Below are 24,169 nucleotides of genomic sequence, written 5' to 3' on the forward strand. Positions count from 1 at the left end.
TGATGGATGTGGAAATGGAAACGGTAAAACTGGAGCAAATTGTCATGAAGTGGTTCCCGGATATGCTGCCTTTTTTCGATCAGAAGGAACTGAACTCCATGATCGTCCTGCGCGATGGGATGACCGTCCTGGAACCGGAAGATGCGATGGAAATTATTCAATTCAGCATCTGCGAGCATCAAAATTCCGCATTTCTTCATTAAATAAACACCGAGTCGCCAAAGCCGTTTCTTCTGCAAAAGCGGAAGAAGCGGCTTTTTTTCGGCACATGAAACCGGCCGGTCCGAAAACAACCGTTTAAGAACGGGGCGATTCGTTTAAAAAAAGTACATTGCAGCGTCAAGCGAGAGAAGCGCCAATGGTGACAAAGCTGTTCCTTCTGCAAACCGGTCATCGGATATAATCTAAAGCGAGCGCATACAAGGGAGAGAATAACATGAACATCCTATGGACACTTTTACTTCTGGCCTTGGGAACCGGCAGCGGGGGAACCCCGGCCGATCAGCCTGCGGAACCGGGCAGAATGCCGGCGATCCTGCAGTCGGCCTACAGCACTTTTGCCGCCAATGCGGCGGCGGGGCGGATCGATGATCCGTTGTCTCCTGCGGCGATGGCACAATCGCTTAAGCAGGAAGAAGCACCCAAAGTCAAGGGAATTTACGTGACCGCGTACAGCGCCGGAGGCTCGCGACTGAATACGCTGATCGATCTGGTCGACAGCACCGAGCTTAATTCCATGGTCATAGACATTAAGGATGACGCTGGATACATTACCTACAAAACGGATAATCCCACGCTTCAGAAAATGGGCAAGCCCCAGCCGTTCATCGGCGATGTCGACGCCTTGATGGCCCGGCTGGAGAAGCACGATATCTATCCGATCGCCCGCATCGTCGTGTTCAAGGATACGGTTTTGGCCAAGAAAAATCCGGAGCTCTCGTTCCGCAAAGCCGACGGGACCGTCTGGAGCAACGGCAAAGGCGACAGCTTCGTCAATCCGTATAGCAAGGAAGTATGGGATTATAATATAGAAGTCGCCAAAGAAGCCGCGAAACACGGGTTCAAAGAGATTCAATTCGACTATGTCCGCTTTCCGGAAGGTTTTGAGAAACGGGCCGACTCGCTCAAATATACGAAGAACGAGCTCAGCCGGATCGACACCGTCGCCGCTTTTGTCCAGTACGCCCGCGAGCAGCTCGAGCCTTTGGGCATCAAAGTGTCGGTCGACATTTTCGGCTACGCCGCATCGGTTCCGGCCGCCGAAGGGATCGGACAGGATTTCGTGAAAATCTCGAACCAGGTCGACATCATCTGTCCGATGATCTATCCGAGCCATTACACGACCGGCTGGTTCAACGCCACAGACCCGGACAAGGCTCCGTACCAAACGATCAAGGGAGCGGTGACGGATACGCTGAAGAAGCTGGACCCGCTGGGCGAAGAGAAGCCGATTATCCGCCCTTGGATTCAGGATTTTACGGCGAGCTGGCTGGGCAAGGGTCATTATACGAAATACGGCAAGCATGAGGTGGAGGAACAAATCCGCGCCTTAAGCGAGATGGAGATCGACGAATATTTGCTCTGGAACGCCAATAACCGGTACACGTCCGGTGTGGATTACTAGTAAATAAGCAAACAGCCATCATCCTTAATATGATCTATACTTAAATCATACCGAACCCGGGCCTCCCGCCCGGGTTTTCACTCGAAGAAACGGAGTTACCGCTTATGAACCAAACTTATAGTCTGAAGCAGAAGTACGTTCAATTTTTGAAAATATTGATTCCGATCCTGATTACGCAGGTCACGATGTCGCTCATGACCTTCTTTGACACGACGATGTCCGGCCATGCCAGTGCGGCCGATCTGGCGGGAGCGGCGATCGGGTCCAGCATCTGGGTGCCGGTGCAAACCGGACTCAGCGGCATCCTGATGGGGATTACGCCGATCGTTTCCCAGTTGGTCGGCCGCGGGGAACATCGCAAGGTCGGATATCATGTCATGCAGGGGTTGTGGCTGGCCGTCGCCGTCGGCATTGCCATCCTCCTTATCGGCGGGCTGGTCCTCTCCCCGCTGCTGAACAGCATGAACCTGGAGCCGAAAGTTCATCATGTCGCATTTTATTTTCTCGTGGCGATCTCGACCGGCATTATTCCGTTGTTCGGATATACCATCATCCGCTCCTTTATCGATTCGCTCGGTCAAACGCGGGTTTCGATGCTAATCACCCTCGTCTCGCTGCCGATCAACGTCGGCGCCGGATACGTGCTGATTTTCGGCCGTCTCGGCTTTCCCCGCCTCGGGGGCATCGGGTCCGGCATCGCGACCGCATTTACCTATTGGTGCATTTTCGCCTTGGCGCTGCTGATCGTACATAAACGCGAGCCTTTTGCGGGCTACGGCATCTTCCGCAAGCTGCACGGCGTATCCCTGGCCAAATGGAAGGAACTGATGAAGATCGGCGTGCCGATGGGCTTCGCGATTTTCTTCGAAACCGCAGTATTCGCCGCCGTGACCCTGCTGATGAGCCGGTTCGATACGCTGACGATTGCCGCGCATCAGGCGGCGAACAATTTCGCTTCGACCCTGTATATGATCCCGCTGAGCATCTGCCTCGCTTTGACGATTCTCGTCGGCTATGAAGCGGGCGCAAACCGGCTCAAGGACGCGAAGCAATACGGTATCCTCGGCGTCGGTACCGCCGTCGCCCTTTCGTTGTTCACAGCGGTCATCCTGATGGTCTTCCGTTCAAAAGTGGCCGGACTATATTCAAATGAACCGGAGGTCATTGTCCTAATCACCCATTTTCTTGTGTACGCCATCTTCTTTCAAATCTCCGACGCCATCGCCACGCCGGTGCAAGGGGTGCTGCGGGGCTACAAGGACGTCAACCCGGGCTTTTGGATTTCGCTCCTGGCCTACTGGATTATCGGACTGCCGCTCGGATTTGTCCTCGCCAATTATACCGGCCAAGGCCCATACGGCTATTGGGTCGGCCTAATCACCGGGCTCGGTGTCGCGGCGATACTCCTGCTGCGCCGCCTCGTCGTCATCCAAAGGCGGATGGCGCAGGGAACGGCAGGCAAGCCCGCCGAAGGCTGACAGTCGATCGCCGTTCCGGGAACAAAAAAGCTGCCCTTCGAGTCAACGGTTATGACTCCAAGGGCAGCTTTTTGTTTAGGATCAATTATTGCGACAAACGGGATGCCAGCTCATACAGCTCCATATTGAATTGTTTCTTGGTGGATACGACCTTCTCGATATCGGTGAGCACCATGTCTCCGCCGATCATGCCGCAGGCTTTGTTCGATTCCCCTGCGATCAGGCTGCGAACGGCGAAGTCGCCCAGGCGGCTGGCCAGATTGCGGTCAAACGGCGTCGGCGATCCGCCGCGTTGAATATGTCCGAGCACCGTAGCACGCGGCTCGACGGAAGGCTGGCGTCTCTTGATCGCTTCGACGACTTCCTCGCCTTTGCCCACGCCTTCGGCCACGATAACGATGCTATGTCTCTTGCCGTTATCGAAGTTCTGTTTCATCCGGTCGGCAACCTCATTCAAATCGAACGGCACCTCCGGTACCAGAATGGTTTCCGCGCCGGCGGCTAGTCCGGCATGAAGCGCGATGTCCCCGCAATGGCGGCCCATAACTTCCACGACGGACGCGCGTTCATGGGAAGACATCGTATCCCGCAGTTTGTTGACCGCATCCACGACGATGCCCACCGCCGTATCGAAGCCGATCGTGTGATCCGTAAACGAGATATCGTTGTCGATCGTTCCCGGCAGACCCATCGTCTTGATGCCCAGCTTACTCAGCTTCTCGGCGCCTTGGTATGAACCGTCCCCGCCGATGACGACCAGTCCGTCGATACCGCGGTCACGTAAAATTTGCGCGCCCTTTTGCTGGCCTTCCGGCGTCTTGAATTCCAGACAGCGCGCCGATTGCAGAATCGTCCCCCCGCGCTGGATAATGTCGCCTACGCTGCGAATATCCATAGCGAAGATATCGTTGTTAAGCAGGCCTTGGTAACCCCGCTGGATGCCGTATACTTCCAGGCCGTAATACAAGCCGCTGCGGACGACGGCACGCACCGCCGCGTTCATGCCTTGAGAATCTCCTCCACTGGTAAGAACTGCGATTTTTTTAACTGCTGACATGATGATTCCTCCTAAAAATTATTAAAGATATTTGCGGATCCAGCGGCTGTTGGCAAAGAAAAACACCCGCATCAGCGGACTTCGCTTCATCAGGCGGCGGGAAACTTCGCGGATCTCTTTCTGCTCGCTAACTTTCGGATCTGATAAATAAAGCCCCAGCAGCCCTTCGATAATCATCCGGTGAAACGAGGAAGCGGGCAGCCGCTTAATATCCCGGCGCGCCTCTTCCACAATGAAAGCGATCCGGCTCAGCATTGTTTCCTTGTTTTCGTAATAGCTGCAGAAATTCAAATCCCCGCCTATTTCGTCTTCCGCCTGATCGATCAGATAATCAAGCATAATATGTAGACCGCAAACATGCGGGAAATAGGAACTGTGGATGACTTCCGCGCTGCCGTCGTCCAATTTCGGGTTGCTTGCCGCCAGAAACAGCATAAACACACCCAAAGTGGACCCCGTGGCTGCGGCGAATTCGTTCCATCTCAGCTGCGGCGTCCGGTGCTTATGCCGTTCCCACCACTGAAGCAGCGCTTCTTCCCGGAGATTCGGATCGATATGCTTGTATACCTGAAGATCGGAATAAAGGCCGACCAAATCGGTAATGTACGGTTTGGCCGCGGCATAACCCGGAAGCTTGGCGATATTGTCCCGGCAAGTCCGCACCAGACGGTGAAGATATCCGCCGTCGTTCCGTTCGTCGCGAAGCGCGTAATAATCCTGCAAACCCGTACCGGGATCTACCGCATCCAGCATGCTCCGGTGCAGCAGACGAAAATCGTTTTGGTCCAACGAGGTGCTCCGGTCGCACAAATTGTCCAAATAGTCGCTGATCGTCTGAAAAGCTACAATTAAAGGAACCAACACTTCACGCTTGTCCAAATTGGCGGCGGCATACACCGCCCCGCCCTGACAATGGAATTCTTTCGTCTTTATGCTGGCAAGCGCCTGCTTTCTCAGCTCGGGATCGGGAATCGCGTCCGCCTCGTGTCTCCAACCATCCAGTTCCTTGCGGACATCGGGCAGAATAAACTTATACACGCGGCTCATCAGCCTTATCGGCTCCCTTGGAAACTGGTTTCGGCTTTGCTCCAATTCAATCAATGGCCTGCCTCCGCTACGTTGTTAAAAAACCAATATTAAAAAATCATTCTAATTATAATATGATCCAACTTTTTGCACAAATAAACAAAGTCACAGTTTCCTGCGCCTCATATTATACACAGATCCGGCGCAGTTTCTAATCCCTTTTTCCCGGGTCTGTGCTATACTAAAATCTATATGTGCGGAGTATCCATGATACAACTAAATCAACCGGAACGGAGCCTACAGAAATACTATGAAGCCTTCTTCATCAGCCCGGCCTGAACTGCCTTGGCTGCGCGCCTTTACCTTTACCATTTTCGGTACGAGCGTGCTCGTATCATCCTACTTTCCGAAGTTTTATGCCGGGCTCGGCTTCTCCAGCAGCCAAATCGGAATCCTGTATGCCCTTGGTCCCATGATCTCACTGGTGGCCAATTTGCTGTGGAGCATCGCTAGCGACAAATACAGGACGATCAAGAAAATTATGCTGATTCTTCTGATCGGGGAAATTATTCTATGCACCGTATTATCGGCTTCCACCAGCTTCTCGGTCGTCGTGCTGGTCATTACGATATTCTACTTTTTCTATTACCCGGTTTTTCCGCTATCCGACACGATCGCCATAAACGCCGCCCAAAGATACAACAAGAGCTTTATTACCGTGCGGATCTTCGGCTCGATCGGATATGCCTTCTTTGCCTTGGTTATCGGCTATGTCCTCTCCTTCGTCGGCTCGTCGCACACGATGACAGTGATGATCGCCATCGCTGCGGCGGCGCTGCTGATCACCCTATTCATTAAAGATCAGGCAAGCCCTGTCGCCAAGATGGATCTTTCCGGCATCTGGGGCATCTTGAAGCAGAAGGAGCTGCTTTGGTTTTTCGGCTGCGTCTTCTCGCTCGGCATCGCCGTGCGGATGAACGATGCCTTTCTTACCGTAACGCTGAACGAGCTTGGCGCCAGCGAGAAAATCATCGGCTGGTCGCAGTTCGCCTCCTCGGTGTCCGAAATTCCGATCTTCCTGCTGCTCAGCCTCTATGGGGAAAAAATCAAAGAGCTGCCCTTGCTCGTGTTCGCCAGCCTGGCTTTTGCCGCCCGCTTCCTGTTGGTCGGGATCGCGGACTCGGCCGTGGCGATCGTCGCGATCCAGATGCTGCACAGCTTGTCCTTCGGGGTGTTCTATGTCACCGCCATCCGCATGCTCACCCGGCTGATTCCGGACGAATACCGGGCCACCGGAATGGCCTTGTACACAATCGTCTGGTCCAGTGCATCGGGGCTGCTGAGCGGTACCTTGGGCGGCGTCGTGTTCGAGGAGTTCGGCAGACAGAACTTCTATTTCACCGCCATGTCGTTCGCTATGCTCGCTTGCCTTGGCTTCGCCAGCCGGTATTTCTTCCGCGGGCCGCGAATGCTGCCGAATCAGGTCCCGGCCGGAACGGCCGCCACGGAAACGAAGCCCGCGATGGAGGAGTCCGCCGGTTAAAGACGAGCAATGAAATAACGCCGCCCATGCGCATGCGGCGTTATTTTATTGCAGCTCGACGTATTTCATCAGTTCGGCGATTCCATGAAACTGCTTCATAATACCGCTGATTAAGCCCTGGTTGATTCAAAAGTTGTTGTCAAGTTAGTATATTGAACAAGCTCGGCGGAAATGGAACAAGGCTGCCGCAAAATAATGACGGCAGCCCTGTTATTCCGGTGTATAAGCAAATATTGTTCAACTTGTCGTTTTAAACAGCCGCTTTCAGAATCAATACCCCATACCGCGGCAATTCAACGGCTTCCCGGATGATTTCCCCGGAAATAACATTCCGATAGCTCCGGTCCGTCTCCACGCGTTGCGTCTCCTCGGTAAAATTCATCACGAAGATATACTCGGTTTCCCCATCCGTTCTTGTTTGCACGGACACGCCTTTCGGCGACTTCAACCCGTGGGCGGGCCGGATCCCCAGGTCCTCCATAAGCCCTTTATAGAAATCATCGTGAAACTTCGCTTCATTGCGGGACGCGATGTAGTACGCTTTCCCCGTCCCCCTACGGTTCACCGTAATCGCGGGCTGTCCGGCGTAGAAATCCGAATCGAAGCGGGCCGCGACTTCGACTTCAGCGGAAACGGCATGGATCAATTCGCAATAATCATGCGCCTGATAGCGCGTGCCGTCCCGCATCGTTAGTTCTCTGGTCTCGCTCGGATACAGGCTGTCCACTTCCTCGGACCAAATGCCGAGCAGCGGTTTTAACGGTCCCGGGAAGCCCCCCGTAAAGGCCAGGTCATGCCGGTCGACGACACCGGTCATATACGTGGTCACGAAGGTGCCTCCTTGTTCCACAAATCGCTCCATTTTCCCGGCGAACCCGTCGCGAATCATGTACAGCATCGGCGCGATGACCAGCTTGTACCCATCCACCGGTTTGTCCGGCGTAATCACATCTACCGGGATTCCCGCTTCCCAGAACACGCGGTAATGCTCCTGACAGGTCTCGATATATTTCTTGTCCTTGCCGAAGCCCTGGGCATCGGCGAGCGCCCATTCCGTTTCCCAGTCGAATATAATCGCGACCTCGGCCCGTACCGAAGTTCCGGCGATGTCCGGCAATTGCCCAAGCCATTCGCCTACTTCGGCCACATCGGCGAATACCCGGGTATGCTCATGCCCGACATGATCGACGACGGCACCGTGGAATTTCTCCGAAGAACCGCGGCTTTTCCGCCATTGGAAATACAGAATCGAGTCCGAGCCGTGCGCGACGGATTGCACCGACGACAGCTTATGCATCCCCGCCCGCTTCGCCTTGTTGATCCCGTGCCAATTGACCTGGCTCGGCGTGCTTTCCATGATCAGGAACGGTTGTCCGTCCTTCAAGGAACGATACAGATCGTTCACAAAGGCCACGTCTTTCGCCAGCGAAGCCGTTGACTGCCAATCGTTGTGCCAGGCCGGGTAGCAATCCCAACTGACGACATCGACGGCTTTGGCGAACTCCTCGTAATTGAGCCCGGTATCCGGCTTCATATAAGGATAACTGCCCATGAAATTCGTGGTAACCGCGATATTCGGCGTAATTTCCTTCAGCGGCTTGATCTCGTTATTGTAGAAGTCGATCGTTTGATGCGTTACGAATCTTTTCCAGTCCAAATTCAGTCCGTGCACCTGGTTTTCCCCATGCGGCGCCGGCGATTCGATCTGGCTCCAATCGGTAAACGTATGGCTCCAGAACCCGGTCCACCAGGCATGGTTCAACGCCGCAAGGTCGTTCTTGTACTCCGCTTGAAGCCAATTGCGGAACGCCTCCTGGCATAGCTCGCAATGGCACTCGCCGCCGTATTCGTTGGACACATGCCACAGGATCAGCGCCGGATGATCTTTATATCTCTCCGCCAGCATGCGGTTTAATTGCTGCGTCTTTTCCCGGTAAACCGGCGAGGTATAGCAATGATTGTGCCGCTCTCCGTGTAAATTCCTTACCCGGCCCGGTCCTACCCGCAGCACTTCGGGATACTTCTCGCTGAGCCACGCCGGCCGCGCGCCGCTCGGAGTCGCCAAAATGGCATGCCCTCCCTTGGCGGCAATCCGGTCCATAATGCGGTCCAGCCATTCGAAGGCATACACGCCTTCCGTCGGTTCGATCGCGCTCCAGCCAAAAATATTGACGGAGAACGTATTTGCATGCGCCAGTTCCATGAGACGGAAGTCCTCGTCGATCACTTCGGGTGAGTCGAGCCACTGGTCGGGATTATAATCCCCGCCGTGCAGCAGCCCCTTTACGTTGGGATGAACCGTCTTCCACCTTTTCGTCATATCTAAGTTAGCTCCTTACTCCTCGATGGTTGGGCCGGCTTTGAACACATTCAAAGAATCCAAAGCGTTGCCGTCAAAATCGAACATGGCCTGATTGGACCAATGATTGCCCATTTCGCCCATGTCGTTGCCGTACTTCATCCCGGCGTAGCTGGCCCAGCTCGTGCCGTTCACGGGCAGCCAGGCAGGCTCCCAGTACACGATGCCCAGCCCGCGCCCTTCCGGCACCCGCTTCACGGTCGCCATCAGATCCCGCAGGAACGCCGCTTGCCCTTCCACGGACGGAGGGTATCCCCCGATCTCGGCCAGCTCGGCCGAAAAGATCGCCGCGCCTCCCGGCGGCACTTCGCCGGTGAACCCGTAAGAAGTCTCGACCACAAGCACGTCTTTGTTGTAGCGCGCACTGATATCTTCCATATTGGAACGCAAATCTTCCAAGGTTCCGTGCCAGAACGGATAATAGGACAGCCCGATGATGTCGTAGTCCACTTCCCGCGCTGTGATCTCATCGAACCAGCCCCGGTACAGATCGTTTGCGCCGCCGAAATCGAGATGCAAAATCACTTGGCCCGCCGTTTCCGGCAACGTTTCTCTAGTCGAGCGCACTCCGGCTTTTATCAACCCGGCGAGCCGGTCGTAGCCTTCCTTCTTTTCCTGCGGGTCCATGTCCTCAAATTTCCGCTCTTCGAAAAGATATTTCTGCGTCTTGCCTTCAGGCCAAAGCATTCCGTTCGTGATTTCGTTGCCGATCTGCACGAATTCCGGAACGATATGTTGATCCTTGAACACTTCCAAGGTTTCCTTCGTATAGTTATAAACCTGATCCTCCAGCTGCTTTCCGCTTAAGGATTGCCACGCCTTCGGTTTGGATTGCTTTTTGGGATCGGCCCAAAAATCGCTGTAATGAAAATCGAGCATAAACTTCAAACCGTATTGCTTGGCCCGCTTGGCAAGTTCGATCGTCGTCTGCAGATCGTTGGTGCCTCCCAGATAAGGCTGCTTATCATCGTCGTACGGATCGACCCAAAGGCGCAGCCGGATCGTGTTGATGCCCTTAACGCTCAATATTTCAAACAAATCCTTCTCTTGACCATCCAGATAAAATACGCCGCCGAACGCTTCAACCTCTTTAATAATCGAGACGTCGGCACCCTTCATAAAAAACTGCTCCATGGTCCTCTCTCCCTCTCTCTAGCCTTTATCCCCGCCGGCCGTCAAGCCGTTGATCAGGTATTTCTGCAGCGCGATATACAGAGCGGCGATCGGTACGGCCACCAGCACCGCGCCCGCGGCGAATAAGGTGAATTCGTTTCTCGTTTCGTCGCTGATCATCGAAAACAGCCCGATGGCGACCGTCTTTTTCTCTTCGCTGGAAATCAGCAGTTTCGGCAAAATAAAATCCATCCACGGCGCGGCAAACTGCGTTACCGCCACGAATGTCAGCATCGGACTGGCCAACGGCAAAATAACCCGCACGAAGATCTGCGTGCGCGATGCGCCGTCGATCAGCGCCGCCTCGTCGAAGCTCGGCGAAATGCCGTCGAGATACCCTTTCAGCAGCCATAAATTATACGGAAGTTGAGCCGCAACCCCTACGACGATAAGGCCCGTCAGGCTGTTCAGCAGCCCGAAGTTCAAGAACAGCATATAGACCGCAATTGCCGTCAAAAAGGTTGGGAACATCTGCAGGATCAAAATGCTGAGCAGGCCGGCTCTTTTCCCCTTGAATTTAAATCTGGAAAAGGCGTAGGCCCCCAGGGTGGAAATCAGCACCCCGAAAAACATGTTGGCGAATGCGACTTTTAATGTGTTCATATACCATAAAGGAAAATCCGTCTTGGTCAGCAGGTCCTTGAAATTTTGCAGGGTCGGGTTGGCCGGGATCGCCGAAGCGTTGGCCAGTCCCTTGGAGCTGCCGAACGAGGATCCGACAATCCAGATGACCGGATAAATGATGACCAGGGCCATGACGATCAATTCCAGATAGATCAGCGCCGTTTTCCATTTCCCCGAATGGCTCTTTCGTTTGTTATTCATACCATCATAGCTCCTCGAAGGTTTTCGATTTCCTCAGATTCCATAAAGAGAACGTTCCGACGATGAAAAAGACGATAATCGACATGACGGCGCCCATGTTGTACAGCCGGTTATCGAGCGTCAATTTATAAAGCCACGTGATGAGCAAATCGGTGCTGCCGGCGAAATTATAGTTCGGATTGGCCGGGCCGCCGCCGGTCAGGAAGTAAATGACCCCGAAGTTGTTGAAGTTGCTCACAAAGCTCATCGTCAATAGCGGAGCGGTCGCTTTGTACACGATCGGAAACGTTATTTTCCAGAACATCTGGCCGCTAGTCGCGCCGTCGATGCGCGCCGCTTCATAGTAGCTGTCGGAAATGTTCGTCAGCGTACCTCCGATTAATGCCATGAAATAAGGGAAACCGAGCCAAAGATTGATGATCAGAGCCATGACCCGGGCCAGGGTCGTATTGCTGGGGTCCGTGAACCAGAAAATTCGTTCGGAAGTCAGTCCGATATCGACCAGGAACTGGCTGACCGGACCGAATTGTCCGTTGAACATCGATTTGAACACGAGCGCGGACACCATGCCGGGAATCGCCCATGGCAGGATATAGATGCTCCGCCACAGCTTTTTGAATTTCACCCGCGGGCTGTTGATGAGGACCGCCTGGAAGAAACCGAGGAAATATGTCGTCACCGTGGCGAGAATCGCCCAAACGATCGTCCAGCTAAGTACGCCCAGGAAGGTATGCATCCAGGAAAACACTTGGGTGACGGTGATGAAATTATCCAGGCCGACCCAGTGAATCAGCTTCGTCGGCGGAATATTGTTCCGGGTGTAATCCGTAAAAGCGATCAAAACGCCGAACACGATCGGCAGTAGACTTACAAACAACAGCAGCAGGATGGAAGGGGAAAGCACGATGTACGCATACATCGATTCCCACAGCTTTTTAAAATACTCGGTCGAGGTTTGCCAAACCCCGGTTTGGATGATTCTCTTTCTTCCATTCACTGCGTCCCGGATATTCCAAATATAAAAAAACAGTAAAATGGCGATAACCATGACCGCGATGATCCCGTTGACCATCAGCACGATAGAATGATCACCTTCGGTGAGACCGGTGATTCCCATCTTGCGGGGCTGGGTGCCCAATGTAACGAGCCCCCATACCCCTTTCAGGAAGAAACCGCCGTTTTCCCGTAAGGAAAACCCGTGCGGCATCGAACCGTAATTTCCCGTTAAAATCTCAACGGCTATACTGCCGGCAAAAATGCAGAAGAAAATAAAACCTTTCAGAAACTGCTTGTTCAGCAGCTGTCCCGCTCCCCATATTACTGAGGAGAAGATTCCAACTATCCACAGCGGCGCTCTTCGATCTGCCTGCTCGTTCACTTCTCCACATCCTTATTCCAAGTTCAAGACGGCACACGCGCGGATTATTCCACTAACGCCTTCATTTCCGTATATTCTTTCGTCGCTTTTTGCTGCGCTTCTTCTACGCCGAGCAGGTTGTCCCACACGTTGACCATGAGCGAATTGCCCGAAGTGTACAGATATTCGGGAACCTGCGGCATCAGGTCGGCATTCTCGGACTGGGCCACGATCCCCCCAATATGTTCATTGCCCGCAATGCCTTCCACGTTGTTAAGGTGCTCCTCATTGAGAGCCGGAATCGCCCCGGTCGACTGATGCAGCGCTGCCGCGCCTTCGTCGGAGGCCATGAAATTCAGGAATACACGCGCTGCCGCAGGGTATTTGGTATAACCGGATACGACCGCAACCGAAATGCCCGAGAACGAGGAAGCTTCTTCGCCGGACGCCACCTTCGGCAGCTTCGTTACGCCGTATTCAAAGCCGTTCTCTGCGGCGGCCTTATCGAAATCGGCGAATACCCAAGGCCCGGTGATGACATACGGCGTTTTGCCCTTGATAAATTCGTTCTCGATCGAATCATAGGTCGCGTCGGCCGAGTTGACGTTCCAGATGTTTCTAAGACCTTTGTAATATTCCAGACCCGCTTTCAATTCGGGCGCTTCGAAGTTCGGGTTGTCCAGATCGCCGTCCTGGTACAAATGCCAGCCCAGCGAGGACAGTACAGAATAGGCATAATAGATTTGTCCGGCCTGGAAACGGATCGTCCACTGGTTGGTGGCCGGATTGTTATAGGTTTGGGCGAGCTCCGAAATTTCCTCCCAAGTGGTCGCCGGCTCATCGCTGCCGGTCAGTTCTTTGAGCAGGGTTTTGTTGTAGAACAACGCGATCGATTCCGTCGAGATCGGAACTCCGTACATTTGCTCGTCTCGGGTGACCACATTGATGAACGGCTCGGAAATTCTTTCTTTGAGCGCAGCTTCATAATTTCCGACCGGCGCGGCGGTCGCATTGTCGATGGCGTTGCCCAGCTCGTCGTAGTTGGTCGTAAACACATCGGCTCCCTTACCGGCCTCGCCGTCGAGCGCCATTCGTTCCACGCTGTCGACTTTCGGTACGATTTCGTACTCAACTTTCACATTGGGATATTTTTTGGCGAAAGCTTCTTGCAGGGCTTTTCCGTATTCCTCATACTCGACCCAAATCTTCAAAGGAACTTCCCCGGATGCAATCGGCTCTTCCATGACATATTCGTTCGTCTCCGCGTCCCACTGAATTCCTTCGCTTTCCCCGGAATTCGCGGCGTTGCCGCCGGAGCCGCCTGTCGCCCCGTTCTCGGACCCGTTGCCGCATCCGGCCAGCGCGAGCATGCTTACAAGCAATAATGTCAAACTTAGCAGTCCCAACTTTTTCATCTGTTTGCCCCCTGTGCAAATTTATTGTGAGTGGATAACGCTTACACCAATTTATACTAGCACCGTTTTAGTAAAATATCAACGATTATAAGATAAAATATTTAAGTTAAATTAGTAAAATTCATTTTCCTATTTTCTCCCTTTTCCGGGACAATAAAAAAAGAGCAGTAAATGTTAGATTTACCGCTCTTCCGCTTGTTAAGTCGTACTTTTCCTCACGATCAATTCAGCGTTTAAATAAATCGTTTTGACCAAAGACCTCTTGGCAATAATCCGCTCCAGCAGCAGCGATATCGCATCCTTGCATAATTCGTAGATGTCTATATGGAAAGTCGTTAGCGGAGGCGATACATATTTGGTTACACTGATGTTGTTCATGCTTAGCACGCTGACCCTGGCCGGGATCGAAATTTCTTTTTCGTTCAACGCTTGCAGGCAGCCGACGGCGATGGGATCCGCCGCGACGAAGAAGGCGGTCGGCAGATTCGGCCCCAGCTTGTCGATCGCCCCGAGCATCAGCTCGTAACCGTCGTTTACCGAGAAATGCTTGCCCCTGAAGATGTAAGCTTCGTTAAGCAAATCGAGCTTGCCCAAGTAGTCGCGAAACGACTCTTCCCGGACGTCGATCCGCTCTTCCTTCGTGTCGGGGTCGATATCGACGCCGCCGATAAACCCGATATCCCGGTGCCCTTTCTCGAGATAATAATCGATCGCCTTCCGGGTGATCCAGCGTAAATCGGGTCTCACCGCATCATAATGGTCGGGATCGGGCACGCTGTCGATAAACACGCCATTGGGCGTGATTTTATGTAAATACTCCAACTCCTTGCTCGAAAACCGGCCCACGGCGATAAACCCCTCGGTCTCCGGATGGATCGCCTCGATGCCGTCGCCGATTTTATACACGACCAGCTCGATATTCCGCTCCGCCGCCTGCTGCTCGATTTCCAGCCGGATCGTTTTATAGTACACGTCCTCCAGCTCTTCCTTTTCCGAGAACCAATACAGAAAAGCCACGTTTTTGATCACCTGCTGGACCGTTTTCTTGCGGTACCCGATCTGATCGGCGATTTCAAAAATGCGCTCCCTCGTCTTCTCCGTCACCGACAGCTTGGGATCGTTATTCAGCACTCTCGATACCGTCGCGATGGACACATTGGCCTTCTCGGCTATCTCTTTGATCGTAGCCACGTTATCCCTCCTATTTCACGATTTCCATATTACACTATTTCGGCGGGTAAGTAAATGATTAAGTAAAAGTTTTACTTGGGGTAATGAGAAAAAAAACCGCTTGTCAGCGGCTTAATAATTTTAGATAAATTGGTTCGGTCATTTCGTGATGTGTTTTAAAAATATATTTATATCCTCAGCTTGCCTTTCCTGTAACCCAATATAATAATCCTGGCTCTCTACTAACTCTTTATACCCCCATACTGAAATAATTCCTGTTTCATTTTCATAGCCATAAAACTTATGGTACCAATTATAAGGAAGTGACATATCAAAGCAACTAAATATTTCGGCAGGATACCAAGAAGGCAAACCACCTTCATGCTCAATTAAAAGATATTGTAATGCGCTATTCCAAATAGAGATTCCAAATACAAGATAGCCGACATGCTTCAAAAAATCAAATTTAGTTTTACTTGTATACCCAAGTTTGTAGGATAAATCAGATAACTTCGGATCGTTTTTTAATTGTACTTCCATACTTTCCTCCTAGTTTTTAAATTTAAAATCATCCACCTGCCCAGTTCTTGTGTTTCTATCTCATTAACATTCTGAGCCATTTTAACCCATCCCTCTTCCTTTGGCCTACGAGTGTCATGGGAACGTTAATAGGTTTACCTGATGCTGGATTTGACATTGTTTCTTCCATTGCTAACTTCTTTTGTAATCTAGATATATCTTCTTCCTGAATATCGCTACCCAAAGGTTTAGTCTGCAAAGTTACACATACAGTCAATTTCCCAATTTTCGATCTGGTTTTTCCGTTCAAGAGTCTGCTTAGAGTCGAAATAAACTTGGTACCGAAAAACTAAACGGCACCAAGTTTATTTTCTTGAATTATAAATACCATCTCATGTTTTTATACAGCTTTTATACTTAAAAATTATTCAATATTCACCAAAACTTCTGCATTTCTAAATTCAATATCTCCAATAATTGGAGTGGAATCAACTCGTAATACCTCTAATTCATGAATATATCCGTCAATTAGATGCAGTAAAAATAATATTGGTGGTTTTCCTTCTTCAGTAACTGACATTTCTACAGGTATTCTTATTGAATATGGGAATTTTCGAGCAGCAGTTTGATCTACTTGAATATTTATAGTTCTGCAACCGCACTTACACTCTCCAATAGCTTTTGAATTCTCCACCTGTTCCTTCAAAATATCCCTGTATGGAAGGTCAACGTCCAACATTTTTGCCATCCAATCCTTTTCAGTACTTGATAGTTCTCTTGGATGACAATACCACGATTGAAGATGGGAGTATTCCATTAGTCGCTCACTCTTTCTTTATCTTGGATAATACGTTCCAATATTTACATTTCCACCGCCTCGGTTATAGGCCCTATATTCTACAAGCTTTGAGGCACTGACTGGAACAACGAATTTTTTCGTCTCCCCGACTGGTATTTCATTAATTTTGTTTGCTACATCTCTTGCTATGATATTTTCAACTTGCGCTACTGGAAGCCGCCGTTGTTTCTGTCAGCTTGCCGGAATCATTGGTATAGTGCGGTTATTGAAGGTTAGCAAATAGAGGTTGTGGTGTCCGGTAGATTCCGAAAAAAGCATCCTTGCGCAAAATAACGGCCACCATGTCCGCTAGTGTCAGTCGGGAAAGCGGAAGACCCCTTTCGAGATAATATCTCAAAAGGGGTTCTCCTTGTTTAGCTGCTATACCCGCCCATACGCTCTCAGAATCTTCAGGTTTTCCACAGTCAACCAGCCGCGCCATTCCTGCTCTCCGGCCGGGCTAACGGCCGGGAAGCTGAGCGGCCAGCCGCCGTCTTCCCGCTGAGCGCCTACAAGCCAGTCGAGATGCAGCGCCAGCTCATTGGAGCTGACGAGTCGAGAAGCGTAGGAGCCCGGAGCGGGCGCGTAATCGAGCACCTTATGCACGTAGCCTTCGGCGTGGGGATTTTTCTCGATACCGTTGGGGCTCATAAGCCAATCGTCGAGCAAAGAGCGATACTTGGCGATCCGCTCTTCCGGTTCAATCCGGGCGGCATTCCCCAGGAATGACATCCACTGCGCCGCGTCGTGGTAATCACCGGGTACGGACTCCTCCATGCAACGCCATAGGAAGTCCACACTATTAAGGAACCACGCTTCCTCCAGAAAATCGTTCCGCACCCGCTGCCCGAGCAGCATTCCTATGATGCTCCCCGTCGGGTTCAGCGACGGAACGCCGTCTTTCTCCGTCGTCCACCACGGGGCGTGGGGATAATCGTTGACCGCCGTCGTGGCGCGGGGAAAGCCGCCTCCTTCGAGTGTAATTTCTTTCAAATAGGAAAGAACGCCATCCATCAGTTCGCTGTCCCACCCGTCCACTTCTTTAATCACCAACAGGGCCGTCTCCGTCGCCACCGGCTGACTGTGCGGGCCGCGCATATCCGGCTCCAAAGCGTTGCCGAAACCGCCGTCGGCATTCTGGTACAGCCGTAGCGCGTTCAGTACTTTCTCCCGGCTTCCGCCTTCAAAATGATAAGCGAAACGCATCCGGTCCAGCAGCCTCGCGCTGCTGTAGATAAACTTCCTGCCGCTTTCGAGTACTTGAGAATTAGTGGTGCCCATAGATGATTCCTCCCCTTCGTCAACCTCAAACATAGTTTACGAACATATCTTGCCGCCAAACCGGCGGCCCGCTCCTTTAAAGCTTCCCGCAGGGACCGGGGCTCCAGCACCTCCGCATCCGGGCCGAGCCAAAAAAAGAAAGAGATCGCCCAATTCCATTCCGACTCCGGGCAATGGAAATCAACCTCCCATTGCTCATCGCCCGTCTGCCTGACCAAGTGCCCCATATGGGCGTCCTGCTCCGCCAACAGCGATCCGCGGTAGGTAAGCTTCGCGACAATCCGGCCGCCCTTCCGCCGCGGCGCGCTCCTCCGCCGAAAGCTTGCGCAATTCCTCAAACCGGTCCGCGCGGAAGGTTCGCGTCTCCCCGTGCTGCAGGGAGTAGGCTTCGCAATACCAGAAGCCGCCTAACGCATAGACGCGAGCGGGTCGCAAATCCAATTCGCGCCGATAGTTCTGCGAACGATATAGCGCACACGGAGCCAGGCGCCTTCCGCCGCAAACTGCACCAAAGCGTGCAAATGCGGCGTCTTGGTGGGCCGCTCCGGTACCTCCAGCCCGACATGCTTGAGCCATGGCGCAATTTGGCCAAGCATCTGCTCCGGCAGGACGGAGCGGATTTTGTCCGCCACCGTCCAGCCCGCCTGCCGGAACGGACCGTCGCTGTATTTGGTCATGCCCTCCAAGGCGAGCAGCAGAGTCAGCGCCTCCTCGGCGGTAAGCTGCAACGGCGGAAGCCGGTAGCCGTCCAACAGGCGGTAACCCCCACCCGGTCCGGATACCGCGTAGAGCGGTACGCCCATCTCCGCCAAGGCTTGAACATCGCGCAGCACAGTTCGCTTGGACACCTCCAGCTTGTCCGCCAGCGACTGGGCCGTCTCCGCCCGCTGCTGAAGCGCCATCACTATCGCCATCATCCGGTCCATCCGCTTCATCCCGCTTCATTACCTCCCGGCCAGCTTTACCTTAACATGCTATCAGTGACAACGGCTTGTCACCTATTCCTCAAAGCGCTCATTATTATGTACCTTTATATTCTCCAAGCTATATCCAAATCCTTTCCGAATCATATTCCTTCAACAACGCAAAAAAAACACAGCCCATAAGAGCTGTGTTCTTCAGTTATCGTGCTTGGAACCAAACTTTATAAGTGATCCGAAATTGATTCGGAAGTGATCTTATAATTTGATTACGTTAGCAGCTTGAGGACCACGGTTGCCGTCGGTGATTTCGAACTCAACAGCTTGGCCTTCTTCTAGAGTTTTGAAACCTTCGCCTTGGATTGCGGAGAAATGAACGAATACGTCTTCGCCGCCTTCAACTTGAATAAAGCCATAGCCTTTTTCTGCGTTAAACCATTTAACTGTACCTTTCAAATGAACAACCTCCTAAAAATAATCGTCATCATTGACGAATAACCATATTATACTCTATGACCCAAGACAATGCAACGTGTCATCGCCGGTAAATTTTCTTCTTTTTATTGGGTCTGTCCATCCATAATCATTTGCTTTCCCGCAAGGCGTGAGTTATCATTTTCATAAAAATATTTCCAAAGAAAGTGGCCGCAATTCATTGTCGCCAAGATCGGAGCCGTTACCATGATCAAAAAACATCAAATATACAAAAAGGACAAATGGAATATGATGACTGTGGAGGTACAGGGCAAAAACCTCATCCTCCGCGAAATCTCCGACCAGTGGGGCGAGGAATCCCATACCTTTCTCAGCCGTCCGGCTTTAATGGAGTGGGCGCAGCGCCGCTTCCCCAAGGAAGAATTTGCCGGCAGGGAACAGGAATGGCAGGACATCATGGACGCTTTCCAGCAGGTCTAAAGCCGGCACGCATGTTTCGGCCTTCCGGCATAAAGCCGCGAGGCGCCGGCCAACCATAATACGTTTAAGGGATGGAGCTTTAGTTCATGGACAGTTTGGTTATTTTTATCATTTGCGCGTTTGCGCTGGGAGTCGTAATTATTTTATCGAAAAACAACATCCCTCCCAAGTTAAGACGCGGCTTTGCCATCGTTGCCATCGTTATGGTGGCCGTCGCGTTTTGTTTGTTGGTTTACAGTTTCTTCAGCATGGGCTTATGACATCATAACGCGGAAGGACTGCGGGCATACTAGGGAAATGTCTCTTGAACCAAAGGGAGGTTTCCTATTAAAATGCAAAAATTTCGCCTGTTTCCCCTTCTGTTGACCGTATCCATCATGGCTGCCGCCGTGCCGGGTGCCGCATCCGGACAGCGGGCGGAGGCCGAATCAGCTCACCCAAACCAAAGGAGGATTCCGATGAACACATTACCGAAGCGTTCCGAAGTCAAAATGGAGAATACCTGGAAACTGGAAGACATGTTCCCCGATCAAAAGGCCTGGGATCAAACCCTGGAAGAAGTCAAAGGGTTAAAAAAGAAAGTGGCCGAATTCGAAGGCAAGCTGGACAGCGCGCAAAATATTAAAGCGATCTTCACCCTGGAGGACGAAATCTCGATGAAGCTGGAACAGCTTTATGTCTACGCCCATATGCACCACGACCAAGATACGACCAACCCTACATATCAAGCGCTGTCCCAAAAAGCCAAGAAGCTGAATGTGGAAATCGGCGAGACTCTTTCTTATATTACGCCGGAAATTCTGTCCCTGCCGGAGAACGAGCTAGACGCGCTGATCGAAAATCAGGAGCTCGCGGACTACAAATTTACGCTGCAGGAAATCAAGCGCGAGAAAGCGCATGTGTTAAGTAAAACCGAAGAGGCCCTGCTCGCCCAGGTCGGCAACCTGTCGCAGGCGCCGAATAACATTTACTATATGATCAACAACGCCGATATCAAATTCCCGAAGATCGAAGACGAGAACGGGAACGAGGTCGAACTGACGCACGGCAGCTACATTCAGTTCCTGGAAAGTCCGAACCGCGATGTGCGCCGCCGCGCCTTTAAAGCCGTTTACGAAACCTACGGCAAGCAGAAGAATACGATCGCGGCAACATTGAGCGCCAACGTCAACAAAAACATGTTCTATTCCAAGGTGCGCAAATATCCGTCCGTGCTGGAAATGTCGCTGTACGGCGACAACATCCCGAAGGAAGTCTACACCAATCTGATCGACACGGTTCACGAAAGCTTGCCGCTGCTGCACCGCTACATGAAGCTGCGCAAAAAACTGCTCGGCGTCGACGAGCTTCATATGTACGATCTGTTCGCCCCGCTGGTGGAAGAATACAAATGGGACATCACTTATGACGAAGCCAAAAAGACGGTGGAAGAAGGCCTTGCCCCGCTTGGCGAAAATTATCTGAACGTCCTCCGCGACGGCTTCAACAACCGCTGGATCGACGTTTACGAGAATGAAGGCAAACGGACCGGCGCCTACAGTTGGGGCGCTTACGGAACGCATCCGTACGTGCTGCTGAACCACAAGGACAATCTGAACAGCATGTTTACGCTCGCCCATGAGATGGGCCATGCGTTGCATTCCTATTTCTCCGATGAAGCGTTGAAATACCGGGATGCGCAGTACACGATCTTTCTGGCCGAAGTCGCCTCGACGACGAATGAAGCGCTGCTGATGGATTACCTGCTGAAGCATTCGACCGATCCGAAGCAAAAAATGTACCTGCTCACCTACTACGCCGACCAATTCCGGACGACGTTATTCCGGCAGACGATGTTCGCCGAGTTCGAGAAAATTATCCATGAGCGGGCGGAAACCGGAGAATCGCTGACTCCGCAAGAGCTGTCGTCGATTTACTACGATCTCAACGTGAAATATCACGGCAAAGAGATGAACGTCGATCGGGACATCGAGATGGAATGGGCGCGGATTCCGCATTTCTACACGAGCTTTTACGTGTACAAATACGCCACCGGCTTCTCGGCGGCCACCAGCTTCTCCAAACAAATCCTGGAGGAAGGCCAGCCCGCGGTCGACCGTTACCTGGGCTTCCTGAAGAGCGGCGGCAGCGACTACTCGATCAACATCCTGCGCAAAGCGGGCGTGGATATGTCCTCGCCGCAGCCGATCCGCGAAGCGATGAGCGTATTCGAAGAGATCATCGAACAAATGGAGAATCTGACGAAATAAGCTTCCGTCACTCAGTGAATCCCTTGCTCCTTTGGGGCAGGGGATTTTATACTGTCAATAAGAAGGAGGTGTTCCCTCGTGAAAATTCAATGGTCATTAATCCTTGCGCTCGTATTTGCGCTGATCACCGCCGTATTCGCCGTGATCAACGTCGATCCCGTACAGGTCAATCTTTTGTTCGGCTCCGTCAGTCTGCCGCTGATATTGCTCATCCTCGGCTCCACCCTGCTCGGCGGCATCATCATCGGTTCCTTCGGCATTTATCGCGGCTACCGTCTACAGAAAGAAGTCAAGACTTTAAACGCAAAACTCGTACATATCCAAGAGGCTACCGGTTATGTTTTCCCGGCGCCGGGAGATACCGCCGCGGCGGCCCCTGAAGATATGACCCCGTCCCAAGAATAACTACAACCTTGATCTCAAATTTTGGAGGGCTACCTATGAATATTCAACCGAATGAAGCTTATATCCTGGACCTGCTGAAGAAGCTGCTCGACACGCCCAGCCCGAGCGGATTCACCCGGGACATTATGAACCTGATCCGCACCGAAGCCGAGAAGCTCGGCATCCCGTTCTCTCAGAACGAAAAGGGCGGAGCGCTGCTGGAGCTGAAAGGCCGCGATTCCTCGCGCAAAATCGCGCTCAGCGCCCACGTCGACACGCTCGGGGCGATGGTTCGCGCCGTCAACGCGAACGGCACGCTGGCGATCACGTCCGTCGGCGGATTTATGATGAACAGCATCGAGAACGAATACTGCCAAATCCATACTCGCGGCGGCAAGGTGTATACGGGCACGATTCTGTCCTCCCATCCTTCCGTCCATGTCTATGACGATGCCCGGACATTCAAGCGGGAGGAACAAAATATGGAGGTCCGCATCGACGAAGTGGTAGCGGGCAAAGACGATGTGCTGAAGCTCGGAATCGCCGTTGGCGACTACATCTCCTTCGACGCCCGGCCGGTGATCACGCCGAGCGGGTATGTGAAGTCCCGCCATCTGGACGACAAGGCGAGCGTCGCCGCCCTGTTCGGTCTGCTGGAGTCGAGCAAGCGCGAAGGCTGGACACCGAAGCATGATCTCGTCTTCCTCATTTCCAATTATGAGGAGGTGGGGCACGGCGCGTCCTGGATTCCGGACGGCGTAAATGAAATGATCGCCGTCGACATGGGCGCGATGGGCGATAACCTGAGCTGCAAGGAGACCGATGTCTCCATTTGCGCCAAAGATTCCAGCGGTCCGTACGATTACGAGATGACCGGCCGGTTGATCGAGCTGGCGCAGGAGCTCGGGATCGCCTATGCGGTCGACATTTATCCGCATTACGGCTCGGACGCCTCCGCCGCGCTGAGCGGCGGCCACAATATCCGCGCCGCGCTGATCGGCCCGGGCGTGCACGCGTCGCACGCCATGGAAAGAACGCATAAGCAGGCGGTCGTCAACACGGCCAGACTGCTTGCCGCCTATGTTGCCGGCTGATGCCGGAAAGGCCGCGGCAGCGCCGGCTTCGTCACGCAGCCGGTGGCCGCTGGCGGCCGGGGCCGCGGCGCTGCTGGCGCTCTGCATCTTCGGAATGCTGGCTTGGGGAAGCGGTTATCTGCTTCCCCGCAACTATACATTCCATCATATCGCTCCGCCCGCGGGAGGCGGAGTTGAGCTTTACGCGCTGGCGGTAAAGCCGGAGCATATCGAGCTGCGGGCCGCGGACCGGCCGCTCCGCGATTACCGCGTGTACGGGTTGAACGGCGGCTTCTTCTACCAGAGCAGCGTGCTGTCGATCGCGGTGAACAATGACATGCCTGTCAAAGGCCGGGCCGGAGAATACGGCTCCGGCTGGTTCAACGCCAAGTATCCCCGCGGCACGCTCGTTTGGGATGAAGCCGCCGGCCGCTTCTCGGTTCAGGTCGTCTCGGCCGCCGACGAGCTTGAGGTAACGGACCGTGGCCGTTACTTCGCTCAGGGCGGCGTCAGCATGAACCTCGGCGACGAGGCCGGCTGGGAGGCCGCCATGCTCCGCGAGCACCTGCCCTACCCGAACGAGCGGCGCCTGCGCTCCGGGCTCGTCTACGACGATACCGGCCTGCTCTGGCTGGTCGCCACCGGCGACCGCTGCACCGCCGCCGAATTCCGCGCCGCCGTCGCGGCCGGGATTGCCCCGGGCACCGCCAAAGAGGGCGTCTTCCTGGACGGCGACGGCTCCGCCCAGCTCAAGGCCGCCGAGCATTCGCTCTACGGCGACTCCCGGGACCTGCAGCAGATCATCGTCATCCGCTGACTCTTAGCCGTCCCGTTTACAACACACATAGCCATAAAGACACCGTTTATTAGTTGAGCGGTGTCTTTTTAATTACCGCTCCCTTTTCATATGCGTGCCTATCCCCTACCTTCTCCCCTCCACCAGTCCAAACGTGGCGGTTCCCG

The 24,169-nt window shown here is 53.0% G+C and carries 25 protein-coding genes; 10 read left to right on the plus strand and 15 right to left on the minus strand.

What is annotated here, in order from left to right; genetic code table 11:
• Positions 1-8 precede the first annotated feature (8 nt).
• The 3 genes from V3851_RS06780 (at position 9) to V3851_RS06790 (ending at position 3,102) form a co-directional block, all read left to right on the plus strand.
• Positions 9-203 (plus strand): hypothetical protein, encoded by a 195-nt coding sequence (locus V3851_RS06780; RefSeq protein ID WP_331845825.1) that lies wholly within the window; start codon positions 9-11, stop codon positions 201-203.
• 233 nt (positions 204-436) lie between these two features.
• Positions 437-1,624, plus strand: a complete 1,188-nt coding sequence (locus V3851_RS06785; RefSeq protein ID WP_331845761.1) for a putative glycoside hydrolase — start codon at positions 437-439, stop codon at positions 1,622-1,624.
• A gap of 104 nt (positions 1,625-1,728) precedes the next feature.
• Positions 1,729-3,102 (plus strand): MATE family efflux transporter, encoded by a 1,374-nt coding sequence (locus V3851_RS06790; protein WP_331845762.1) that lies wholly within the window; start codon positions 1,729-1,731, stop codon positions 3,100-3,102.
• An 85-nt stretch (positions 3,103-3,187) separates the two neighbouring features.
• On the opposite strand, the gene pfkA is transcribed toward V3851_RS06790, so the two are convergent.
• On the minus strand, positions 3,188-4,159 hold the full coding sequence (pfkA, locus tag V3851_RS06795) for a 6-phosphofructokinase (RefSeq protein ID WP_331845763.1): 972 nt from the start codon (positions 4,157-4,159) through the stop codon (positions 3,188-3,190).
• A 21-nt stretch (positions 4,160-4,180) separates the two neighbouring features.
• The gene (locus V3851_RS06800) at positions 4,181-5,260 is read right to left on the minus strand and encodes a tetraprenyl-beta-curcumene synthase family protein (RefSeq protein ID WP_331845764.1); all 1,080 of its coding nucleotides are present in this window, start codon (positions 5,258-5,260) and stop codon (positions 4,181-4,183) included.
• Between the two features lie 235 nt (positions 5,261-5,495).
• Between V3851_RS06800 and V3851_RS06805 the strand changes: the two genes are divergently transcribed.
• Positions 5,496-6,728, plus strand: a complete 1,233-nt coding sequence (locus tag V3851_RS06805) for an MFS transporter (RefSeq protein ID WP_331845765.1) — start codon at positions 5,496-5,498, stop codon at positions 6,726-6,728.
• A 250-nt stretch (positions 6,729-6,978) separates the two neighbouring features.
• Here the strand turns inward: V3851_RS06805 and V3851_RS06810 are convergent, their stop codons facing one another.
• The 13 genes from V3851_RS06810 to V3851_RS06865 form a co-directional block, all read right to left on the minus strand.
• Positions 6,979-9,048, minus strand: a complete 2,070-nt coding sequence (locus V3851_RS06810; protein ID WP_331845766.1) for a beta-galactosidase — start codon at positions 9,046-9,048, stop codon at positions 6,979-6,981.
• A 15-nt stretch (positions 9,049-9,063) separates the two neighbouring features.
• On the minus strand, positions 9,064-10,221 hold the full coding sequence (locus tag V3851_RS06815; protein WP_331845767.1) for a glycoside hydrolase family 53 protein: 1,158 nt from the start codon (positions 10,219-10,221) through the stop codon (positions 9,064-9,066).
• Positions 10,222-10,239: 18 nt separating this feature from the next.
• Positions 10,240-11,085, minus strand: a complete 846-nt coding sequence (locus V3851_RS06820; RefSeq protein WP_331845768.1) for a sugar ABC transporter permease — start codon at positions 11,083-11,085, stop codon at positions 10,240-10,242.
• 4 nt (positions 11,086-11,089) lie between these two features.
• Positions 11,090-12,463 (minus strand): carbohydrate ABC transporter permease, encoded by a 1,374-nt coding sequence (locus V3851_RS06825; RefSeq protein ID WP_331845769.1) that lies wholly within the window; start codon positions 12,461-12,463, stop codon positions 11,090-11,092.
• Between the two features lie 44 nt (positions 12,464-12,507).
• Entirely contained in the window at positions 12,508-13,857 is a 1,350-nt protein-coding gene (locus tag V3851_RS06830) for an extracellular solute-binding protein (RefSeq protein ID WP_331845770.1), read from the minus strand.
• Positions 13,858-14,055: 198 nt separating this feature from the next.
• Positions 14,056-15,048 carry a LacI family DNA-binding transcriptional regulator gene (locus tag V3851_RS06835; protein ID WP_331845771.1) on the minus strand — a complete coding sequence of 331 codons (993 nt, stop codon included), beginning with the start codon at positions 15,046-15,048 and terminating at the stop codon, positions 14,056-14,058.
• 138 nt (positions 15,049-15,186) lie between these two features.
• Positions 15,187-15,567 carry a phosphoribosylaminoimidazole synthetase gene (locus V3851_RS06840; RefSeq protein WP_331845772.1) on the minus strand — a complete coding sequence of 127 codons (381 nt, stop codon included), beginning with the start codon at positions 15,565-15,567 and terminating at the stop codon, positions 15,187-15,189.
• Positions 15,568-15,970: 403 nt separating this feature from the next.
• Positions 15,971-16,363 carry a hypothetical protein gene (locus V3851_RS06845; RefSeq protein ID WP_331845773.1) on the minus strand — a complete coding sequence of 131 codons (393 nt, stop codon included), beginning with the start codon at positions 16,361-16,363 and terminating at the stop codon, positions 15,971-15,973.
• Between the two features lie 402 nt (positions 16,364-16,765).
• A complete protein-coding gene (locus V3851_RS06850) occupies positions 16,766-17,620 on the minus strand; it encodes a prenyltransferase/squalene oxidase repeat-containing protein (RefSeq protein ID WP_331845826.1) in 855 nt (284 codons plus the stop codon).
• Positions 17,542-17,892: a WCX domain-containing protein gene (locus V3851_RS27065; RefSeq protein WP_462686680.1), complete on the minus strand. Its 351-nt coding sequence runs from the start codon at positions 17,890-17,892 to the stop codon at positions 17,542-17,544. Before V3851_RS27065 ends, V3851_RS06850 begins: the two co-directional genes overlap by 79 nt.
• Positions 17,861-18,100, minus strand: coding sequence for a WYL domain-containing protein (locus V3851_RS27070; protein WP_462686681.1), 240 nt, complete (start codon positions 18,098-18,100; stop codon positions 17,861-17,863). The genes V3851_RS27065 and V3851_RS27070 overlap by 32 nt, the downstream gene beginning before the upstream one ends.
• The gene (locus V3851_RS06860) at positions 18,073-18,600 is read right to left on the minus strand and encodes a helix-turn-helix transcriptional regulator (protein ID WP_331845774.1); all 528 of its coding nucleotides are present in this window, start codon (positions 18,598-18,600) and stop codon (positions 18,073-18,075) included. The genes V3851_RS27070 and V3851_RS06860 overlap by 28 nt, the downstream gene beginning before the upstream one ends.
• Positions 18,601-18,843: 243 nt before the next feature.
• Positions 18,844-19,041 (minus strand): cold shock domain-containing protein, encoded by a 198-nt coding sequence (locus V3851_RS06865; protein WP_009222768.1) that lies wholly within the window; start codon positions 19,039-19,041, stop codon positions 18,844-18,846.
• Positions 19,042-19,266: 225 nt separating this feature from the next.
• Between V3851_RS06865 and V3851_RS06870 the strand changes: the two genes are divergently transcribed.
• The 6 genes from V3851_RS06870 to V3851_RS06895 all read left to right on the plus strand — a co-directional run bounded on the left by V3851_RS06870 (position 19,267) and on the right by V3851_RS06895 (position 24,023).
• Positions 19,267-19,500, plus strand: coding sequence for a hypothetical protein (locus tag V3851_RS06870; protein WP_331845775.1), 234 nt, complete (start codon positions 19,267-19,269; stop codon positions 19,498-19,500).
• An 86-nt stretch (positions 19,501-19,586) separates the two neighbouring features.
• Positions 19,587-19,760, plus strand: a complete 174-nt coding sequence (locus V3851_RS06875; protein WP_331845776.1) for a hypothetical protein — start codon at positions 19,587-19,589, stop codon at positions 19,758-19,760.
• 198 nt (positions 19,761-19,958) lie between these two features.
• Positions 19,959-21,749: an oligoendopeptidase F gene (pepF, locus tag V3851_RS06880; protein ID WP_331845827.1), complete on the plus strand. Its 1,791-nt coding sequence runs from the start codon at positions 19,959-19,961 to the stop codon at positions 21,747-21,749.
• A gap of 78 nt (positions 21,750-21,827) precedes the next feature.
• Positions 21,828-22,154: a LapA family protein gene (locus tag V3851_RS06885; protein ID WP_331845777.1), complete on the plus strand. Its 327-nt coding sequence runs from the start codon at positions 21,828-21,830 to the stop codon at positions 22,152-22,154.
• Positions 22,155-22,189: 35 nt separating this feature from the next.
• On the plus strand, positions 22,190-23,227 hold the full coding sequence (locus V3851_RS06890; protein WP_331845778.1) for a M42 family metallopeptidase: 1,038 nt from the start codon (positions 22,190-22,192) through the stop codon (positions 23,225-23,227).
• Positions 23,214-24,023: a hypothetical protein gene (locus V3851_RS06895; protein WP_331845779.1), complete on the plus strand. Its 810-nt coding sequence runs from the start codon at positions 23,214-23,216 to the stop codon at positions 24,021-24,023. The genes V3851_RS06890 and V3851_RS06895 overlap by 14 nt, the downstream gene beginning before the upstream one ends.
• Positions 24,024-24,169: the final 146 nt, after the last annotated feature.

This window comes from Paenibacillus haidiansis (genome assembly GCF_036553665.1).
Lineage (GTDB): Bacteria > Bacillota > Bacilli > Paenibacillales > Paenibacillaceae > Fontibacillus > Fontibacillus haidiansis.

Bases quoted from the DNA above. Each gene is read 5' to 3' on its own strand.
- V3851_RS06785 (WP_331845761.1), top strand. From the start codon at position 437: ATGAACATCCTATGGACACTTTTACTTCTGGCCTTGGGAACCGGCAGC.
- V3851_RS06790 (WP_331845762.1), top strand. From the start codon at position 1,729: ATGAACCAAACTTATAGTCTGAAGCAGAAGTACGTTCAATTTTTGAAA.
- pfkA (WP_331845763.1), bottom strand. From the start codon at position 4,159: ATGTCAGCAGTTAAAAAAATCGCAGTTCTTACCAGTGGAGGAGATTCT.
- V3851_RS06805 (WP_331845765.1), top strand. From the start codon at position 5,496: ATGAAGCCTTCTTCATCAGCCCGGCCTGAACTGCCTTGGCTGCGCGCC.
- V3851_RS06810 (WP_331845766.1), bottom strand. From the start codon at position 9,048: ATGACGAAAAGGTGGAAGACGGTTCATCCCAACGTAAAGGGGCTGCTG.
- V3851_RS06815 (WP_331845767.1), bottom strand. From the start codon at position 10,221: ATGGAGCAGTTTTTTATGAAGGGTGCCGACGTCTCGATTATTAAAGAG.
- V3851_RS06820 (WP_331845768.1), bottom strand. From the start codon at position 11,085: ATGAATAACAAACGAAAGAGCCATTCGGGGAAATGGAAAACGGCGCTG.
- V3851_RS06830 (WP_331845770.1), bottom strand. From the start codon at position 13,857: ATGAAAAAGTTGGGACTGCTAAGTTTGACATTATTGCTTGTAAGCATG.
- V3851_RS06840 (WP_331845772.1), bottom strand. From the start codon at position 15,567: ATGGAAGTACAATTAAAAAACGATCCGAAGTTATCTGATTTATCCTAC.
- V3851_RS06845 (WP_331845773.1), bottom strand. From the start codon at position 16,363: ATGGAATACTCCCATCTTCAATCGTGGTATTGTCATCCAAGAGAACTA.
- V3851_RS27065 (WP_462686680.1), bottom strand. From the start codon at position 17,892: ATGGGGCACTTGGTCAGGCAGACGGGCGATGAGCAATGGGAGGTTGAT.
- V3851_RS06860 (WP_331845774.1), bottom strand. From the start codon at position 18,600: ATGAAGCGGATGGACCGGATGATGGCGATAGTGATGGCGCTTCAGCAG.
- V3851_RS06870 (WP_331845775.1), top strand. From the start codon at position 19,267: ATGATCAAAAAACATCAAATATACAAAAAGGACAAATGGAATATGATG.
- V3851_RS06875 (WP_331845776.1), top strand. From the start codon at position 19,587: ATGGACAGTTTGGTTATTTTTATCATTTGCGCGTTTGCGCTGGGAGTC.
- pepF (WP_331845827.1), top strand. From the start codon at position 19,959: ATGAACACATTACCGAAGCGTTCCGAAGTCAAAATGGAGAATACCTGG.
- V3851_RS06890 (WP_331845778.1), top strand. From the start codon at position 22,190: ATGAATATTCAACCGAATGAAGCTTATATCCTGGACCTGCTGAAGAAG.
- V3851_RS06895 (WP_331845779.1), top strand. From the start codon at position 23,214: ATGTTGCCGGCTGATGCCGGAAAGGCCGCGGCAGCGCCGGCTTCGTCA.